15 protein-coding genes and 1 pseudogene are annotated in these 17,801 nt (G+C 72.7%); 6 read left to right on the top strand and 10 right to left on the bottom strand.

What is annotated here, in order from left to right; all coding sequences use genetic code 11:
- The first annotated feature begins 141 nt into the window (after positions 1-141).
- Positions 142-798 carry a phosphatidylserine decarboxylase gene (locus ACFPZI_RS34665; RefSeq protein WP_381371136.1) on the top strand — a complete coding sequence of 219 codons (657 nt, stop codon included), beginning with the start codon at positions 142-144 and terminating at the stop codon, positions 796-798.
- A 25-nt stretch (positions 799-823) separates the two neighbouring features.
- Entirely contained in the window at positions 824-1,639 is an 816-nt protein-coding gene (gene pssA, locus ACFPZI_RS34660) for a CDP-diacylglycerol--serine O-phosphatidyltransferase (protein WP_381371135.1), read from the top strand.
- 453 nt (positions 1,640-2,092) lie between these two features.
- Here pssA and ACFPZI_RS34655 read toward each other — a convergent pair whose 3' ends face one another.
- On the bottom strand, positions 2,093-3,289 hold the full coding sequence (locus ACFPZI_RS34655) for a glycerate kinase (RefSeq protein WP_381371134.1): 1,197 nt from the start codon (positions 3,287-3,289) through the stop codon (positions 2,093-2,095).
- Between the two features lie 325 nt (positions 3,290-3,614).
- Between ACFPZI_RS34655 and ACFPZI_RS34650 the strand changes: the two genes are divergently transcribed.
- Entirely contained in the window at positions 3,615-4,118 is a 504-nt protein-coding gene (locus ACFPZI_RS34650; RefSeq protein WP_381371133.1) for an NUDIX domain-containing protein, read from the top strand.
- 220 nt (positions 4,119-4,338) lie between these two features.
- Positions 4,339-5,172: an MHYT domain-containing protein gene (locus tag ACFPZI_RS34645; protein ID WP_381371132.1), complete on the top strand. Its 834-nt coding sequence runs from the start codon at positions 4,339-4,341 to the stop codon at positions 5,170-5,172.
- Here the strand turns inward: ACFPZI_RS34645 and ACFPZI_RS34640 are convergent.
- The 4 genes from ACFPZI_RS34640 to ACFPZI_RS34625 form a co-directional block, all read right to left on the bottom strand.
- On the bottom strand, positions 5,120-5,704 hold the full coding sequence (locus ACFPZI_RS34640) for a methylated-DNA--[protein]-cysteine S-methyltransferase (protein WP_381371131.1): 585 nt from the start codon (positions 5,702-5,704) through the stop codon (positions 5,120-5,122). The genes ACFPZI_RS34645 and ACFPZI_RS34640 overlap by 53 nt on opposite strands.
- 74 nt (positions 5,705-5,778) lie before the next feature.
- Positions 5,779-7,299 (bottom strand): AlkA N-terminal domain-containing protein, encoded by a 1,521-nt coding sequence (locus tag ACFPZI_RS34635; RefSeq protein WP_381371130.1) that lies wholly within the window; start codon positions 7,297-7,299, stop codon positions 5,779-5,781.
- Positions 7,300-7,354: 55 nt separating this feature from the next.
- The gene (locus ACFPZI_RS34630) at positions 7,355-7,519 is read right to left on the bottom strand and encodes a hypothetical protein (protein WP_381371241.1); all 165 of its coding nucleotides are present in this window, start codon (positions 7,517-7,519) and stop codon (positions 7,355-7,357) included.
- 87 nt (positions 7,520-7,606) lie between these two features.
- Positions 7,607-9,145, bottom strand: coding sequence for a purine-cytosine permease family protein (locus ACFPZI_RS34625; RefSeq protein ID WP_381371129.1), 1,539 nt, complete (start codon positions 9,143-9,145; stop codon positions 7,607-7,609).
- Between the two features lie 102 nt (positions 9,146-9,247).
- On the opposite strand from ACFPZI_RS34625, the gene ACFPZI_RS34620 reads away from it, so the two are divergent.
- The gene (locus ACFPZI_RS34620; RefSeq protein ID WP_381371128.1) at positions 9,248-10,699 is read left to right on the top strand and encodes a PucR family transcriptional regulator; all 1,452 of its coding nucleotides are present in this window, start codon (positions 9,248-9,250) and stop codon (positions 10,697-10,699) included.
- Between the two features lie 463 nt (positions 10,700-11,162).
- On the opposite strand, the gene ACFPZI_RS34615 is transcribed toward ACFPZI_RS34620, so the two are convergent.
- The gene (locus ACFPZI_RS34615) at positions 11,163-11,822 is read right to left on the bottom strand and encodes a ScbR family autoregulator-binding transcription factor (RefSeq protein WP_381371127.1); all 660 of its coding nucleotides are present in this window, start codon (positions 11,820-11,822) and stop codon (positions 11,163-11,165) included.
- Between the two features lie 559 nt (positions 11,823-12,381).
- Between ACFPZI_RS34615 and ACFPZI_RS34610 the strand changes: the two genes are divergently transcribed.
- Positions 12,382-13,062: an HAD family hydrolase gene (locus tag ACFPZI_RS34610; RefSeq protein WP_381371126.1), complete on the top strand. Its 681-nt coding sequence runs from the start codon at positions 12,382-12,384 to the stop codon at positions 13,060-13,062.
- Between the two features lie 143 nt (positions 13,063-13,205).
- Here ACFPZI_RS34610 and ACFPZI_RS34605 read toward each other — a convergent pair.
- From ACFPZI_RS34605 to ACFPZI_RS34590, 4 genes and pseudogenes are all read right to left on the bottom strand, one after another.
- A pseudogene (locus ACFPZI_RS34605) lies at positions 13,206-13,349 on the bottom strand (macro domain-containing protein); the annotation flags it as partial.
- Positions 13,346-14,755 carry a phytoene desaturase family protein gene (locus tag ACFPZI_RS34600; protein WP_381371125.1) on the bottom strand — a complete coding sequence of 470 codons (1,410 nt, stop codon included), beginning with the start codon at positions 14,753-14,755 and terminating at the stop codon, positions 13,346-13,348. The pseudogene ACFPZI_RS34605 and the gene ACFPZI_RS34600, both read right to left, overlap by 4 nt.
- 170 nt (positions 14,756-14,925) lie before the next feature.
- Entirely contained in the window at positions 14,926-15,771 is an 846-nt protein-coding gene (locus tag ACFPZI_RS34595; protein WP_381371124.1) for an inositol monophosphatase family protein, read from the bottom strand.
- A gap of 101 nt (positions 15,772-15,872) precedes the next feature.
- Entirely contained in the window at positions 15,873-17,732 is a 1,860-nt protein-coding gene (locus ACFPZI_RS34590) for a gamma-glutamyltransferase family protein (protein WP_381371123.1), read from the bottom strand.
- Between the last annotated feature and the right edge of the window lie 69 nt (positions 17,733-17,801).

The raw sequence follows: 17,801 nt of genomic DNA, 5'->3' as shown, positions 1-17,801 counted from the left end.
AGAGGATCACACCCCGTCAGCACTCTCCGGTCACCGACTCGACTGCCTGGCTTACCCAGTTGTCACCTGGAGCCGCTACGATCGCCGGAAAGCCGCCGTCCCCTGTCCATGCGCGGCACTTATCCGCTACGAAGGTCATCCATGCCCCACAGCAAAACCTCTGCATCTCGCGACAGCCTCGCCGGCGTGCGCCTCGCGCGCGGAGCATCGCCGTGGCTCCTGCCGACCGTCGCCACCGCAGCCGTCAGCCTGGTCCGTGCCCGCCGCTCGGGTGCCGCCAAGGCCGTAGCCGTCCCCGCCACCGCTCTCGCGGCGGGGATGCTGTGGTTCTTCCGCGACCCCGAGCGCGAGATCACCCGGGGCCGGGTCATCTCGCCCGCCGACGGTGTGGTGCAGAGCATCATGCCGTGGAAGGACGGCCGGACGCGCGTCGCGATCTTCATGAGCCCGCTCAACGTTCACGTCAACCGCGCCCCGCTGGCCGGCACGGTGACGTCGGTCGAGCACATCCCCGGTGGATTCGTTCCCGCCTTCAACAAGGAGAGCGAGAACAACGAGCGCGTCGTCTGGCACTTCGACACCGAGCTCGGCGACATCGAGATGATCCAGATCGCCGGTGCGGTGGCCCGCCGCATCGTCCCCTACGTGCCCGAGGGCACCAAGGTCGAGCAGGGCGAGCGGGTCGGTCTCATCCGGTTCGGCTCGCGTGTCGACCTCTACCTGCCCGAGGGTGTGGAGATCGACGTCGAGGTGGGCCAGAAGACCGTGGCTGGGGTGACTCGCATTGACCGTGATTGATCCAGAGAAGACACAGACAGGCTGGGTGCCCGACGCCGACGGCGCGGACGACGAGGAGGAGATGCCCCTCTCACTCCGCCTGTCGATAGCGGATACCCTCACCCTCGGCAACGCCACCTGTGGCTTCATGGCGGTGTACTTCACCACCACCGGCATCCTGATCCCGCACCTCACGGGCAGCCAGGAGAGCGGGATGGCCCGCCACAGCGCGGCCACCGCCGTGATCCTCATGCTGTGCGCGGCGGTCTTCGACCTGTTCGACGGCCTGGTGGCCCGCAAGCTGCGCTCCTCCCCCATGGGCGCGGAGCTCGACAACCTCTCGGACCTGATCAGCTTCGGTCTGGCCCCGGCGTACTTCGTCCTCGTGTACGGCATGGTCGCGGACGACGCGCACCAGAGGGTGGCCGCGGTCGGGGCGATCGTGGTGCTGCTGGCGGTGGTGCTGAGGCTTGCGAGGTTCTCCTGCGTCACCGTCAAGGACGGCACCTTCCAGGGCATGCCGTCACCGTTCGGGGCGCTGACCATCGTCTCGATCGTGCTGCTGGAGCTGCCGTTCGTGGCGACGGTTCTGGCGATCCTGGGCACGGCCTGGCTGATGGTGAGCCGGGTCGAGTACCCGAAGCCGCGAGGCCCCCTCGCGGTGGCGATGCTCTCCTGGATCGTGCTGGCCATGGGGCTGCTGGCGGCCTGGGCCTTCGACGCCCCGAGCGGCCAGCTGCTCCTGCAGACCGGCTGCGCGCTGCAGCTGGTGATGGGCGCGGTGATCCCGCTGTTCGCCACGGCTCGCCGGGTGAACAACTTCCGCGGCAATCGCCGCGAGGCGAGGGCGGCGCAGCCGTAACACTGCCGCTGTGGGCCCCGGACCCTGTTGGGTTCGGGGCTCCTTGCTTTTTTGGGCCCCCGGCGTGGGTGCGGGCCCTGCCGGGGCTCCGCCAGCGGGCCCCCGGGCCTATGCCCGACCACCACCCGGCTCGGTGAGTGGAAAGGCGTGGGCAGGGCCATGCGACCCGTCTGGGGGTCCCCCCTCTGGGGGAGTTTGAGGACGAGGCCCGTCCAGGGCCGAAGTGGGAGTCCGGGGACGGAAGCACCCAGGGTCGGGACGGGAGAGGGCCGCGGGGGCGAAAGACCTTCTTCGGCACGTCCCCGTCCGCCCCGGCTTCCGCTCGGTCGGTGAGAAGCGCCGAGCGAGCGGGCTGCTCGTCCGACCCACCGGCGTCGGGTGGCGGGTGGGCGAAGGCCGGGGGCCCAGGGCGCGGAGCCCTCCGGTTCGGCGCGACCGGGCGGAGAACCCTCTTCAGCCCAGGAAGTCCCGTGCGATCCGCTCCGCGGTGCGTTCCAGGATCGGGCCCGCCTCCGCGATGCACGTCGTCACGTCCGGCTCGAGATCGGTCAGCGCGTACGCCCGCCGAATCCCCACCCGCCCCAGCGCCTCCGGCGGCAGCGCGAGCCGCCCGCACACCGCGACGACCTCCTTGCCGGCGGCACGGGCCGCGGCGGCCACCCCCGCCGGGGCCTTGCCGTGCAGGGTCTGCTCGTCCAGTGAGCCCTCACCGGTGATCACGAGGTCGGCCCGCTCCAGCGCGGGCGCGAAGCCGAGGACGTCCAGCATGACCTCGATACCGGGCCGGAACCGGGCCCCGAGGAGCAGCGCGCCGTACCCGATGCCGCCGGCCGCGCCCGCACCGGGCGAGGCGGCGAACTCGGTGGCCCTGGCCCCGGCCGGCTCCTCCAGCACCTTCACGAAGTGCGCGAGCGCCGCGTCCAGCCGCCGCACGTCCTCGGGGGAAGCGCCCTTCTGCGGGCCGTAGACCGCCGGGGCGCCCTTCGGGCCGGTCAGCGGGTTGTCGACATCGCTGGCGAGCACGAACGCGACCTCGCCTAGGCGCGGGTCCAGGCCCGACAGATCCGCCGAGGCCAGCTCGGCGAGACCGGCGCCGCCCGGCGTCACCGGCTCGCCGTCGGCCTTCAGGAAGCGGGCGCCCAGCGCGGCCAGCATGCCGGCGCCACCGTCCGTGGTGGCACTGCCGCCGACCCCGAACACGAGGGTCCGCGCGCCCGCGTCCAGCGCGGCCGTCAGCAGCTCGCCGGATCCGTACGTGGACGCCGTCAGCGGCGCGAGTACGCCGCCCGGCAGCCTCTGGAGGCCGCTGGCCTCCGCCATCTCCACCACGGCGGTGTCGCCGCGCAGCGCGAACGCCGCGGTGACCTCGTCGCCGAGGGGGCCGGTGACCCGTACCTCCCGCCGATCGAAGCCGGCCGCGACCGCCGCGGCCACCGTGCCGTCGCCTCCGTCGGCCACGGGAAGCGCCTCGACCTCGAGGCCGGGCACCACCCGGCGCAGCCCGGCGGTCACCCGCTCGGCGACCTCCACGGCCGTCAGCGACCCCTTGAACTTGTCCGCGGCGACGAGCACCCGCCGCGCCGGCGCTTCCGACTGTGCTGACCGTACTGACTGTGCTGATCGAGTACCGCTCACTGCAGCGTCCGCCACTTCCGCCATCCCTTGCTCTCCGGGCCCGTACGCATGCCGGGTCAGTCGCGCCACCGCAGAACCCTAGCCCTCGGTTCCCCGGACCGTCATGCCCCTGCCCAGCCCGTGGAAGGACGTCGGGCGTACGGGGGCCGGGAGGGACATCGAGCGCGGACGGGGCCGGTCGCGCCGGGCGGCGTGAGCCGGGCGTCCGGCCGGGGTCGCCGTGCCCCCGGCGCGTGCGCCGTCCGGTGCCGGTCGCGGGACCGGCGTGTGCTGCCGTGCGCCCTGGCCGGCCGGGCTTCCCGGCCGCGGTGCGGTCGTTCACCGCCACTACCCTTCCCGCATGACCCCCACTCAGGATGTTCAGGACTACGCCACCTATATCGCCTCGCTCCCCCGTGTCCTCGCTGGCGCCGCCGCCCTCTTCCGGGACGGCGAGGGCCGCGTGCTGCTCGTCGAGCCGAACTACCGTGAGGGATGGGTGCTGCCCGGCGGCACGATCGAGTCGGACGACGGGGAGACCCCCCGCCAGGGGGCACGGCGCGAGACGGCCGAGGAGATCGGGCTGGACCGTGAGCTCGGACGCCTGCTGGTCGTGGACTGGGTGCGTGGGGCCGGACGGCCGCCGGTGGTGGCGTACCTGTACGACGGCGGAGTACTCGGCGCGGACGATCTCGCGGCGATCCGCCTGCAGGAGGAGGAGCTGCTGTCCTGGCGGCTCGTGCCGCGCGCGGATCTGGCCGAATATCTCCCTGGTTCCCTCGGTCGCCGCGTGCTGACCGCGCTGGACGTCCTCGCCGACGGCTCGGGCACCGCGGAGCTGGAGGAAGGACATCAGGTGAACTGATCATGATTTGAGGACGTTTGGAGGTCCAGCGGGGGTCACCCCGAATACTCTGTGACAGCAGAACAACGCCTTCCGTGACGGACGACACAGCATCCGAATGTAGGCAGCACTGGTTGATCTATGAATAATTCAGCCACGTGGCTCGATTTTGATGCCTCTCTCACCCGTTGTGTGTGCTCGACCCATGGTGGCGAGCACTTTCCGCGAAAGGCATGTGGTCGTGACCGCCACACTGACCGATTTCCACTACGGAGCGGTGACTCCTGTCATCTCCTACCTGATGGCATGTCTGGGGTCGGCGCTGGGTCTGCGCTGCACCGTGCGGTCCATGCGCCGCGGGGCGCAGCAGAGCCGGAGGATCGGCTGGCTCAGCCTGGGAGCCGTGTCCATCGGCTGCGGCGTCTGGACGATGCACTTCGTCGCGATGATCGGCTTCAGTGTCAACGGCGCGGTCGTCGAGTACGACACCCGGCTGACCCTGCTGAGTCTGGCCGTCGCGATCCTCGTCGTCGCCATCGGCGTGTTCCTGGTCGGCTACCGCGGTGCCCGCCCGGCCGTCCTGGGCACGGCCGGTCTCATCACGGGGCTGGGCGTCGCGGCCATGCACTACATCGGCATGGCCGCCATGGACGCCGGCGGCACCATCCGCTACGACACGGTGGCCGTGGTGCTGTCCGTCCTGATCGCCGTGGTCGCGGCCACGGCGGCGCTGTGGGCAGCGGTCTCCGTCCGAGGGCTCTGGGCGAGCCTGGGGGCGAGCCTCGTGATGGGCATCGCGGTGACCGGCATGCACTACATGGGCATGGCCGCCGTGAGCGTGCACCTCGAGCACGCCGGTACGTCCTCGCAGTCCTCGGTCGGCCTGATGTCCTTCCTCCTGGCCATGCTCGCCGGCCCGGTGGCGGTCCTCGTCCTGGCCGCGGTGATCGTCATGTTCGACCCCGAGATGGTGCTCGGGAACGACGAACGGACCCGCGCGGTGCGGCCCTCGACGGGTGACTTCACCCCCGAGCGGTCTCCGTCGCCCGTGTCGCACCGGTACGAGGGCCCCTGACGGAGCCGGAGGGCAGCGACTGCGGGAACAGGGCCGGGCCCCGCTCGAAGTCCAGCAGTCGCTGCTTGCGGTCCAGGCCTCCCCCGTATCCGGTGAGGCCGCCGCTCGCGCCGATGACCCGGTGGCAGGGGATGACGATGCCGATCGGGTTGCGGCCGTTGGCCAGTCCGACGGCCCTGGACGCCTTCGGATTGCCGAGGGCCACGGCGATTTCGCCGTACGTGCGGGTCTCGCCGTAGGGGATGTCCGTCAGCAGGTCCCAGACGCGGCGCTGGAACGGGGTGCCGTGCGGGCGCAGCTCCAGAGTGAACTCCTTCAGCCCGCCCGCGAAGTAGGCCTCCAGTTGTTCCTCGGCGTCGGCGAAGGCCCTCGCGGCGGGAGCGGCGGCGGAGCCGGGATCGACGCGGTCGCCGAAGGTCTCCTCCGGGGGGCGGTGACGCTGGTCGGTCATGTAGAGGCCGCACAGGACGCCGTCGTCGGCGACGAGCGTCAGCGGGCCGTACGGGCTGTCGATCACGGTGTGCTGCTTCATCGGCTCCATCCACTTCCGGGCTCCGGGCTCCGGGCTCCGGGGCTTCGTATGTGTTCATCGGCGCTCGTACGTCCTCATGCCGGCAGGACGTTGATCGGGTGGCTGTCCGTCGCCCACAGGTACTGCACCGCGTACGCCCGCCAGGGCCGCCAGGCCGCCGCGTGTGCGGTGAGCGCGGCGGGGGTGGAGGGCAGGTCGAGTTCCCGGGCGGCGCGGCGGATGCCGAGGTCGGTGGGGAGGAAGGCGTCGGGGTCGCCGAGGGCGCGCATGGCGATGACGTCGGCGGTCCAGGGGCCGAAGCCCGGGAGGGCGAGGAGCTTCGCGCGGGCCTCGGGCCAGTCGCTCTCGACGCCCAGGCGCAGGCCGCCGTCCACGAGTGCGCGCACCAGCGTGGTGAAGGTGGCGCGGCGGGCGCGGGGCAGGGCCAGGGTCTCGGGGTCCAGATCCGCGAGTGCCTCGGGCGACGGGAAGAGGTGGGTGAGTCCGCCCTCCGGGTCCGGGTCGTCCACCGGTTCGCCGTACGCGGTGACCAGGCGGGCCGCGTGGGTACGGGCGGCCGCGGTGGAGACCTGCTGTCCGAGCACGGCCCGGACGGCGAACTCCGCCTCGTCGACCGTACGCGGGACCCGGCGCCCGGGTGCCTTGTCCACCAGGGGCGCGAGGACCGGGTCGGTGCGCAGCCGGTCGTCGACGGCCACCGGGTCGGCGTCCAGGTCGAGCAGGCGGCGGCAACGGCTGATGGCGACGGTGAGGTCCCGCGGGTCGGTGAGGGTGAGACGGCAGGCGATGTGGTCGGGCCGCGGGGCCAGGGCCACGAAGCCGTGCCCGTGCGGCAGCCGCAGGGTGCGCCGGTAGGCACCGTCCCGCCACTCCTCCACGCCGGGTACGGCGGTGGCGGCGAGGTGGCCGAAGAGGTTGTCGGGAGTGAGCGGGGCCCGGAACGGCAGGCGCAGCGACAGCGCGGCGGGGGTGCCGGTGGAGGCGGGGGTGCCGGTGGTTCCGGCGGGACCGGGGGTCCGTTTCGGCGCGCGGGCGCGCAGGTCGCCCGGGGCCAGGGCGAAGACCTCGCGCACGGTGTCGTTGAAGGTGCGGACGGAGGAGAAGCCGGCGGCGAAGGCGATCTCCGTCATCGGCAGGGCCGTCGTCTCGATGAGCAGCCGCGCGGTCTGCGCGCGCTGGGCCCGTGCGAGGGCGAGGGGTCCCGCGCCCAGCTCGGCGAGCAGCTGGCGTTCCACCTGCCGGGTGCTGTAGCCGAGCCGGGCGGCAAGGCCGGGCACTCCCTCCCGGTCCACGATCCCGTCGGCGATCAGCCGCATGGCGCGGGCCACGGCGTCGGCCCGCTGGTTCCACTCCGGTGAGCCGGGGCTGGTGTCGGGACGGCATCGCTTGCAGGCCCGGAATCCCGCCTGCTGGCAGGCCGCCGCGCTCGGGTGGAAGACCATGTTCTCGGGCTTGGGCGGTACCACCGGGCAGCTGGGCCGGCAGTAGATGCCGGTGGTGAGGACGGCGGTGAAGAACCAGCCGTCGAACCGCGCGTCCTTGGACCGGACGGCACGCACGCAGCGTTCGGTGTCGATGTGCATCCCCTTCTGCATGGGTCCAGCATCGGGGACGGAACGGGCCCGGTCTCGCGGAAATCCGACATGAACCTCAGCCGGCCTGCGCTGCCCCGGTTCGCCATGCCGACTCGCGCAGCAGCCGCAGCCCGTTGATGCCGACCAGCACGGTCGAGCCCTCGTGGCCGGCGACAGCGAGCGGGAGCGGGAGGTGGCCGATGGGGAGGAGGGTTTTCTCGTGCTGCCGGCCGCCGACCATCCTGCGCCGTCCGGCCTCGAAGCGCGGGGAGGTGGCCCGTCGGGCCGGCCGGTGGACCGGTCGACGGGCCGCGACCGGCCCGGAGGGTCAGCCGACCGAGGCCGGCTCCACGGGGGCGGCCTCCTGCGGGCCGCCGCTGATCGGCAGGACCTCGGCGTCGGAGGTCCGGACGAAGCGGGGTCCCGCCGGTCCGTACACTCCGCGCGGCTCGGGGAACACGGCGAGCAGGACGAGGTAGAGCACCGCCGCGAGGACGAGGCCGACCGGCAGCGAGATGTCCATGCCGTCGGCCAGGTTGCCGAGCGGTCCGACGAACTGGCCGGGCAGGTTGGTGAACAGCAGTGCCACGACGGCGGAGACCAGCCAGGTGGCCAGGCCGCGCCAGTTCCAGCCGTGGGCGAACCAGTAGCGGCCGCCGGTGCGGCGCTGGTTGAAGACCTGGAGCGCCTCGGCGTCGTACCAGCCCCGTCGGGTGACGTAGCCGAGGATCATCACGACCATCCACGGTGCGGTGCAGGTGATGATCAGGGTGGCGAAGGTGGAGATCGACTGGGTGAGGTTCAGCGCGAAGCGGCCGATGAAGATGAACACGATGGACAGGGCGCCGATGAGGACCGTCGCCTGGACGCGGCTGAAGCGGGTGAAGACGCTGCAGAAGTCCAGCCCGGTGCCGTACAGGGCGGTCGTGCCGGTGGACAGGCCGCCGATCAGCGCGATGAGGCAGAGCGGCAGGAAGTACCAGCCGGGGGAGATCGCGAGCAGGCCGCCGACGTAGTTGGGCGCGTCCGGGTCGACGTACTTGACGGCCTGGGTCGCGATGATCGACGCGGTGGCGAGACCGAAGACGAACGGCAGCAGGGTGGCGGCCTGGGCCAGGAACGCCGCGCCCATCACCCGGCGGCGGGGCGTCGCGGCCGGGATGTAGCGGGACCAGTCGCCGAGGAACGCGCCGAAGGAGACCGGGTTGGAGAGCACGATCAGCGCGGAGCCGATGAAGGACGGCCAGAACAGCGGGTCGGCAGTCGAGGCGAAGCTTCCCGCGTAGCCGGGGTCGAAGTCGCCGGCGAAGGCGAAGGCGCCCAGCACGAACAGGGCCGACGCCGCCACCACGGCGATCTTGTTGACCAGCAGCATGAAGCGGAAGCCGTAGACGCAGACCACCAGCACGAGGGCGGCGAAGATCGCGTACGCCGCGCTGTACGACAGGGTGGACTCGGGGAGCCCCACCAGCCGGTGCGCGCCGCCGACGAGGGCGTCGCCCGAGGACCACACCGAGATCGAGAAGAAGGCGATCGCGGTGAGCAGCGAGAGGAAGGAGCCGACGACCCTGCCGTGCACCCCCAGGTGGGCGGAGGAGGAGACGGAGTTGCTGGTGCCGTTGGCGGGGCCGAAGAGCGCCATCGGCGCGAGCAGCAGGGCACCGGCGATCAGGCCGAGCAGGGTCGCCGCGAGCCCCTGCCAGAAGGAGAGGCCGAAGAGGATGGGGAAGGCGCCCAGCACACAGGTCGCGAAGGTGTTGGCGCCGCCGAAGGCGAGCCGGAACAGGTCGAGCGGACGGGCCGTGCGGTCCTCGTCCGGGATCTGCTCGACACCATGAGTCTCGATTTCGGTGACCGAGGTCGCCATGGGGCTCTCACCTGCCGTTCATACCGGGGGACGGGTCCACAGTGTGGGTCACTCGCCGACCACCGACAATTGTGCCAGTCACGAAGAGATAGCCTGTTTCATGTGGCTGTCGACAAACTCACCGTCGAGGATCTGCTCTCCTTCCCCGCCCTCCAGCTGTCCGTGAAGGCGGGGAGCAACGGCCTCGGCCGGTCCGTATCCTGGGCGCACGTAAGCGAGTTGGATGATCCGACCCCGTGGCTTCTGGGGGCCGAGATCCTCATGACGACGGGGCTCGCGATCCCCCGCACGGCGGCCGGGCAGCGCCGTTATCTGGAGCGGCTGGACGACGCCGGCGTCTCCGCACTGGCCCTGTCGGCGCAGCTGCACATGCCCGTGCTGCACGAGGCGTTCTTCCGGGCGGCCGAGGAGCGGGGCTTCCCGGTGCTGGAGGTGCCGCTCGCCGTCCCGTTCATCGCGGTCTCCCAGGAGGTCGCCGCCGCGGTCCAGGAGGACGCCCGGCACCGGCTGGGCGCACAGTTGCAGGTCTTCGGCTCGCTGCGCTGGATGGTCGCCGAGGACCTCGACACTCCGACCCTCCTGCGTCGCCTCGAACGCCTGTCCGGATACGACGTGTATCTCTGCACCCCGCAGGGCCGCCCGCTGCTGCCCGGGGTGCCGACCCCCGGCCCGGGGGTGCTGCCCGCCTCGGTGGACGCCGCGCCGACCGTCCCCGGCGGTTTCGTCCTGCCGGTGCCGGCGCCCGGCGGCCCGGCGGGCTTCCTGGTGGCGTACGAGCGGCAGGGCGCCCAGCCCGCCGGCCTCGCGGTCGTCCAGCACATCGCCACGGTGGCGGCGCTGCGGGTGGCGATGGTGCGCAGCGAACGCGAGACGCTGCGCCGCGAGGGCGCCGAGACGCTGGCCGAGCTGCTCCAGGAGGTGCTCGACCCGGAGGCTGCCCGCCGCAGGCTCGCCCGGCACTCCATCGAGGGCGACACCGTCCTGATCGTGGTCCGGCACACCCCCGACGAGGCGCTGCTTGCCTGCCTCGAGGACCACCCGCATCTGCTGCTGACCTGGGGCGAGGACCGGTATGTGCTCGGGGCGCCGCAGCTGGCCGACACCATCGGCGCGCTGCCGGCCGTCACGGCCGGGATGAGCCGCCCCTTCCAGCCGGGCGCGGCTCTGAAGGTCGCCCAGCGCGAAGCTCTGTGGGCGGTCTCCAAGGCGGGCGAGTCGGGCCGCCCGCTGGTCCGCTACGGCGCCGACGCGACGGGCCGCTGGCTGCCGGACGACCCCGCGGTCCTGACCGCGCTGGTCGACCACGTGCTCGGCGAGGTGCTGCGCTACGACGCGGAGCACGACTCCCAGCTCCTGGTCTCCGCCCGCACCTGGATGGAACGCGACCGCCGTACCGAGGCCGCCGCGGCGGTGCTGCACATCCACCCGAACACCCTGGCCTACCGCCTGCGCCGCTTCGGCGCCCTCTCCGGCCGCGACCTGTCCTCGACCGGCGCGCTCACGGAGGTCTGGCTGGCCATCCAGGCAGCCGGGGCGCTGGGCCTCACCGACTGACACCACGGCAGCCTGCGCAGCCCGTGCCTCACCCCGGCCGGCGCAGCTTTGCGGCGCACGTGGTGTACGCGCGGTCGTCGTGAAGGACGGAACAGATCTCCTGGAGTGTGTGGGGGCGCGCACCGCGTGGATCGCGATGCGGGCCGCGTCCTCCGGGGGCCGGCGGTGGACGCCCGTGGAAAGGGCCGGGAACGCGACCGTCTCCGCACCGAGGGCCCTTGACGCGCAGGGCCTCGCGGTGCTCGCGGTGACAGGACGCCGGCAGAGACGGGCGGTCCTCCGTCGTACCGCAGCCAGGGGGCACGGCCCCAGGCGTCGACCCTCGGGGCACGCAGCCGGTACCACCGCCCGGGCGTCCACGGCCCGCTCCTGCCCCTGGTTCCCGAAGGGCGGCCGACGCACCCCCGTCCCCGGCTCGCCCGTCGCGCTGCCCCGCCCTCCGCCACCGGGCGTGCGGGCCCCGTCAGGCAGGGCTCGGAGCCGGGTCCTCCGGCTGCGCGGGCATCCCCGCCCGCGCGCGGGCGAGCAGGGCGGCCGGGTCAGGATCCGCCTGCAGGAACCGGAGTACGAGCATCCACCACTGGTCCAGCCGCTCTCTCCAGTTCCGCCCGCCCGGCATCTCGTCGGTCAGGGTGCAGAGCCCGAAGAACGCGCACACGAGCGTCACGGCCGCGGCCGACGGCTCGACCCCTTCCGCGAGTTCGCCTCTGGTGCGTGCCTGGGCGAGAAGCCGGGTGGCGGCCACCGACCAGGCGTCGAACGGCGTGGGGACGGCAGCCTCGATGGTGCGGCGTTCCGCCCACAGTCGTGCACCGGCACGCGCCACGATGTCCTCACTGAGGGACTGCGCGACACGGAAGCTGAGGCCGACCAGCTTCTCCAGCGGAGGGATGCCGGGCCTGGCGTAGGCCGTGGCGAGCTGCGGCCAGGTGGCGAACTGCTCGCGGACCACGGCCAATGCCAGCCTTTCCTTACTGGAGTAGTGGAAATAGATCGCCCCACTGGTTCTTCCCGAGTGATCGCTTATTTCATTGACACTCGTTCCTGCATACCCCCGCTCGACGAATAGATGTGCTGCTGATTCCAGCAGCACTTTGCGGGTTGCGCGCGCCCTGTCCTGCACTCCGGTTCCACCTTCGCTCAAATGTTCCACCGCTACGACGGGAAAATTCAGGCACCCCCATGGAGGCACATCCGCAGCGCGCGAAGATCTTATTATTCTTGGGCCATGCGTGGGCACGGGCGGCACCGCACCCTGTGCACCCCTGCCGGGCAGAATCGTTTCACCTGAGCGCGAGGGCCCCTCCCCGGACCGACGCCGCAGCGCCCCGGAAGCGGCGCCCACCAGGCGCGTTGACCTTATTCCAAGCGCCTCGAGTTCTTTCTCCGCCTCGCACACGGGAGGCCGGCGGCTTCCGTTCGGGACATTCCCCTACACCCGAATTGGTGATTGCGGAAATCGCGGAAGCGAAATTAACGTAATGGCCACGATGTTTTTGGGCTCGCCCGAAATCGACGACCCGCGTCCGCCACAGCGCGCTCAGACACGCCCGCTCGACGCCGACAGCCGTAGGGCATAGCCCGCCCCCCACTCATGTCCCCGAGTGGATCGCTTCCATCCCGACCCGCGCCTGCGCCCCGGGCATCGAACCGCTCGGCGCAGCCTCGAGAACGGCAGTCGCATGACAGCTCATCGCATCCTTTCCTGGTCTCCCGCCGCCATCGTCTTCGACTGCGACGGAACCCTGATGGACACGGAACAACACTGGCAGGAGGCCCGGAGCATCACCTTCCGGGCGTTCGGCCTCAAACCGCCGGCCGGGTTCGCCGACCGGGCAAAGGGCATGCACTACACCGAGTGCGGCGCGCTCATGGCCGAGGAGACCGGAAAACCGAACCTCGTGGAGGACCTGACCGCCACGCTCCTCACCACCTTCACCACACTGGTCGACGGGGACCCTGTCACCATGCCGGGCGCCGCCGCGCTGGTCCGGCTGGCCGCCCGCCACCTCCCTCTCGCCGTGGCGAGCAACTGCCCCCGCGAGGTGGTGGAGTCATGCCTCGACCGGGCCGGGCTCCTCAGTTGCTTCGGCCACGTCGTGGTCGCCGGCGAGGACGTACGCCCGAAGCCTCAGCCCGACGTCTACAGGGTGGCCGCCCGTCTCTGCGGCGTGCCGCCCGAGGAGACGCTGGCCGTGGAGGACTCCTTGACCGGCATGGAGGCGGCCCGCCGGGCGGGCCTGCGCGTCCTCGGCATCGGACCGTGCCCGCCGGGTCCGGAGGCGGAGAAGGCCGACCTGTGGGTCGCGAGCCTCGCCGACAGTGAACTGCTGTCGTGGGCCCGCAGCCGGATCGGCGCGTAGAGGGCACCGGCCCACCCGGTACGCGGGCCGGTACGGCCCGCGTACGTGAGACGGCCGTCCGCGGCCGGGGAGAGCCAAGGAACGGAGTCCGCCTCGGGCGGGGAACGATCAGCCGGTGGGGAGACGAGACGCCAGGTGGGGTTCTCCTCCAGGATCTCCGGGCCGCCGCGGCGGTGGATCGCGCCGTCGACGCCGCCCCCGCCGAGCAGGGAGGAGTCGGCCGCGTTGACGAGGGCGTCGGCGTGCTCGCGGGTGATGTCGCCCTGGGCGAGGGGGAGGGTGGTCATGTCTGCCGCAGCCTCCTCCAGACGGCCTTCGCCGCGTTGTGACCGGACATGCCGTGGACGCCGGGGCCGGGCGGGGTGGCCGACGAGCAGATGAACACGGCCGGGTGCGGGGTGGAGTACGAGAACAGGGAGAGCTTGGGGCGCAGCAGGAGCTGGAGGCCACTGGCCGCGCCGGAGCCGATGTCGCCGCCGACGTAGTTGGCGTTGCGGGCGGCGAGTTGGGGCGGGCCCGCGGTGGCGCGGGCCAGGACGCGGTCGCGGAATCCCGGGGCGAAGCGCTCCAGTTGGCGTTCCAGGGCGTCGGTGAGGTCGCCGGTCCAGCCGTTCGGGACGTGGCCGTAGGCCCAGAAGGTGTGCTTGCCGGCCGGTGCCCGGGTGGGGTCGGCGACGCTGGGCTGGACGGTGATGAGGAACGGCCGGTCAGGGGCGCGGCCCTCGCGGGAGGCGGCGCGCAGGGCGGTGCCGATCTCGGCGCTGTCCGCGCCGATCTGCACGGTGGAGGCCCTGCGGGCCTCGGGCGCGGTCCACGGCACCGGGCCGTCCAGCGCGTAGTCGATCTTGAAGACGCCGGGGCCGTAGCGGTAGTTCGCGTAGTAATTGCCGAAGCCGGCGATGCGGGCGAGGGCGGTGGGCGAGGTGTCGAAGACGTACGCGCGGGCCGGCGGCAGGTCGTCGAGACGCTTGACCTCGTAGTCGGTGTGGACCGCGGCGCCGAGGTCTTTCAGGTAGTCCGCGAGGGCGTCCGAGATGGCCTGGGAGCCGCCGCGGGCGACGGGCCAGCCGCGGGCGTGCGCGGCGAGGGCGAAGACCAGGCCCACGGCGCCGGTGGCGAGGCCGCCGAGGGGCGCCATCACATGGGCGACGAGTCCGGCGAACAGGGCCCTGGCCCGCTCGTCGCGGAAGCGGCGCATCAGCCAGGTGGAGGGCTGCAGTCCGACGAGACCGAAGCGGGCGAGGCCGAGCGGGTCGCGGGGCAGCGCGGTGAGCGGCAGGGACATGAAGTCGCGGGCCAGGGTGTCCCATCGGGGCAGGAAGGGTTCGACCAGGCGTCGGTACGGGCCGGCGTCGCGCGGGCCGAAGGAGGCGGCCGTCTCGCCGACCGACCGGGACAGCACGGCCGCCGTGCCGTCGAGGAAGGGGTGGGCCATGGGCAGGTCCGCGTGCAGCCACTCCAGGCCGTAGCGCTGCAGCGGGAGGGCCCGGAACGCGGGCGAGTTGATGCCCAGCGGGTGGGCCGCGGAGCACGGGTCGTGCCGGAAGCCGGGCAGGGTCAGTTCCTCGGTGCGGGCGCCGCCCCCGACGGTGCCCTTCGCCTCGAACAACGCGACGGAGAACCCGCGCCGGGCCAGCTCCGCGGCGGCGGTCAGTCCGTTCGGCCCCGCACCCACCACGACCACATCGAGCATCGACACCACCTTCGGAACTCCTTCGTCGGCCGACGGCACCCGGAGGCAACCGGGAGACTCAGGATATGCCGGGCCGCCGACAGTCCCCCGCGGTTCGGGTCACCTCCGCCGGGCCCGGCGATCAGGCCCCGCCGGAACCCGGAGCGCGGGCTCCGCCACCGGCCTCGACGTCAGGCTCCGGCCGACAGCAGTCCCGCCACCCGGCGGGCCGTGGCCCCGTCGCGGGCCGTGGTGAAGGGGAGGTCGTTGCCGCCGGTGATGCGGAACGGTTCGCCGGCGCGGGTCAGGTGGGCGCCGCCCGCCTCCTCGACGAGGAGCAGGCCCGCCGCGTGGTCCCAGGCCGCTTCCCAGGTGAATGCGGTGGCGTCGGATTCGCCGCGGGCGATGGCGAGATACTCCAGCCCGGCCGAGCCGCAGGAGCGGGGGGCCACACCGTCCGTCCTCAACGCGAGGAGGGAGCGCTTCTGGTCGTCCGTCGTGAAGTCCGGGTGGGAGGTGGCCACGCGCAGGTCGCGGTCGGGGTCCGGGGAACCGGCGTGCAGCCGCACCCCGTCGAGGAAGGCGCCCTGGCCCCGTACGGCAGTGGCGAGTTGTTCGCGGACCGGGGCGAATGTCCACGAGGCGTGGACGACTCCGCCGAGCGCGAGGGCGACCAGGGTGCAGAATCCGGTGTCGCCGTGCACGAACTGCCGGGTGCCGTCGACCGGGTCGACGATCCACACCGGCGCCTCGCCGCGTATCCCCTCGTACGACGCCGGGTTGGCGTGCACCGCCTCCTCGCCCACCACGACCGAGCCGGGCAGCAGGGTGGACAGCGCCTCGGTGAGGTACAGCTCGGCCTGCCGGTCGGCGTCGGTCACCAGGTCGTGCGGGCCGGACTTGCGGTCGATCTCGTGGTCGGCGAGCCGGCGCCAGCGCGGCATGATTTCCTGGGCGGCGGCCTTGCGGACGGCGTCCTCCACGTCGACGGCGTGCTGTGCGAGAAACTCTTCGATGGTTTCGTTGTCCTTGATCATGCCTCCCATGAGAACATGCCCCACTGACAAACCCCACCCGTTCGGTGCACTCCAGGTGGTATCCGCATGAATATGGGTCCTCGGTCCGAGGGAGTATGGGCTCAGCGGCCCACCGCGTAGCCCTGCATGCCGCGCGGGTTCGCCGCCGCCGAGAGCACGCCCGTGGCCGGGTCCCGGGCGACCGCGCACAGCCTGCCCTCCGACCAGGCCTCGCCGACCGTCACCTCATGGCCCCGGCGCCGCAGCTCCCGCACCACCGCCGGGTCCGTCCGGGACTCCACGGTGACGCTGCCGGGGCGCGTGCCGCGCGGGTAGAAGGAGCCGGGGAAGCTGTCGTGGTGCCAGTTCGGGGCGTCGATCGCGCCCTGCAGGTCGAGCCCGCCGCGTACCGGGCCGCGCAGCGCGACGGCGAGGAAGAAGTGCAGCTGCCACTGGTCCTGCTGGTCCCCGCCGGGCGTGCCGAACGCCATCACCGGCACCCCGTCGCGCAGGGCGACGGACGGGGTGAGGGTGGTCCGGGGGCGGCGTCCCGGCGTGAGCGTGTTGGGCAGTCCGTCCTCCAGCCAGGTCATCTGGAGCCGGGTGCCGAGGGGAAAGCCGAGTTCGGGCACGACCGGGTTGGACTGGAGCCAGCCGCCGCTCGGGGTGGCCGCGACCATGTTGCCCCAGCGGTCGACGATGTCCAGGTGGCAGGTGTCGCCCCGGGTGGCCCCGTCGCCCAAGACCTCCGGTTCGCCCGGCACGGGGGACGTGGGGTGCTGGGCGACCGTCGGCTCGCCGACGCCCGGCACGGCGGCGCCCCTCCCCCGGGACCCCGCCTCGCGCGGGCCGTCCACGCCGGCGGCCGCCGCGCGCGCCTGCGCGCTCAGTCGCGGGGTGCGCCCGCCGGGACTGCCGGGCCGCAGCGCGTGTGAGGCCCGGGGTCCCACACGGGTGCGCCGCTCCGCGTTGTACTCCGCCGACAGGAGGTCGTCGAGCGGCACCTCGGCCGCGTCCCCGTACCAGGCCTCCCGGTCGGCCATGGCGAGCTTGCTGCCCTCGATCAGCAGGTGCGTGTAGTCGGCGGAGCCGTACGGGGGCAGTTCCGGCGGGAGCAGGGCGAGCTGCTGGAGCAGGACGGGGCCCTGGCTCCAGGGGCCCGCCTTGCACACGGTCCAGCCGTTCCAGTCGTACGTCGCCGGGGTCTCGTACGTCGCCGACCAGCCGGCGAGGTCGGCGGCGGTCAGCGTGCCGGTGCGGTGCTCGCCGCTGGTGTCCAGGGTGGGCCGCCCGGCCTGCCGGACCAGGGCCTCGGCGATGAAGCCGGTACGCCACACCTCCCGCGCGGCGTCGATCTGCGCCTCCCGGCCGCCCGCCCCGGCGACCTCGGCCAGCAGCCGCCGCCAGGTGGCCGCGAGGGCCGGATTACGGAACAGTTCGCCGGGGCGCGGTGCCCGGCCGCCGGGCAGGTACACCTGCGCCGAGGAGGTCCACTCCGTCTCGAAGAGTTCCCGTACCGTCTCGACGGTTCCGCCGACGTTCTCCACGGGCGCGTGTCCGTGCTCGGCGTATCCGACGGCGTACTGGAGGACGTCGGCGAGGGAGCGGGTGCCGTGGTCGCGCAACAGGAGCATCCAGGCGTCGAAGGCGCCGGGCACGGCGGCGGCGAGCGGTCCGGTGCCCGGGACGAGGTCCAGGCCGAGCGCCCGGTAGTGGGCGGCGCTCGCCCCGGCCGGTGCGACGCCCTGCCCGCACAGCACCCGCACCTCGCCGCCGGCGGGCGCCAGCAGGATGGGCACCTCGCCGGCCGGTCCGTTGAGGTGCGGCTCGACGACGTGCAGCACGAAGGCGCCCGCCACGGCCGCGTCGTACGCGTTGCCTCCGCCCTCCAGGACGGCCATGGCCGACTGGGACGCCAGCCAGTGCGTGGACGACACCATGCCGAAGGTGCCCTGAAGGGTGGGACGGGTGGTGAACTGCATCTCTCACCTCGGTGTTCGCGCGTGCCGGCGGCCTTGCCCGTCCTCTCTGCCCGCGCCGGGGAGAACCCG

This window comes from Streptomyces chlorus (assembly GCF_042655885.1).
Taxonomy (GTDB): domain Bacteria; phylum Actinomycetota; class Actinomycetes; order Streptomycetales; family Streptomycetaceae; genus Streptomyces; species Streptomyces chlorus.
Note: the sequence above shows the minus strand (reverse complement) of the source record. Positions and strands in the feature narration are given on the sequence as shown.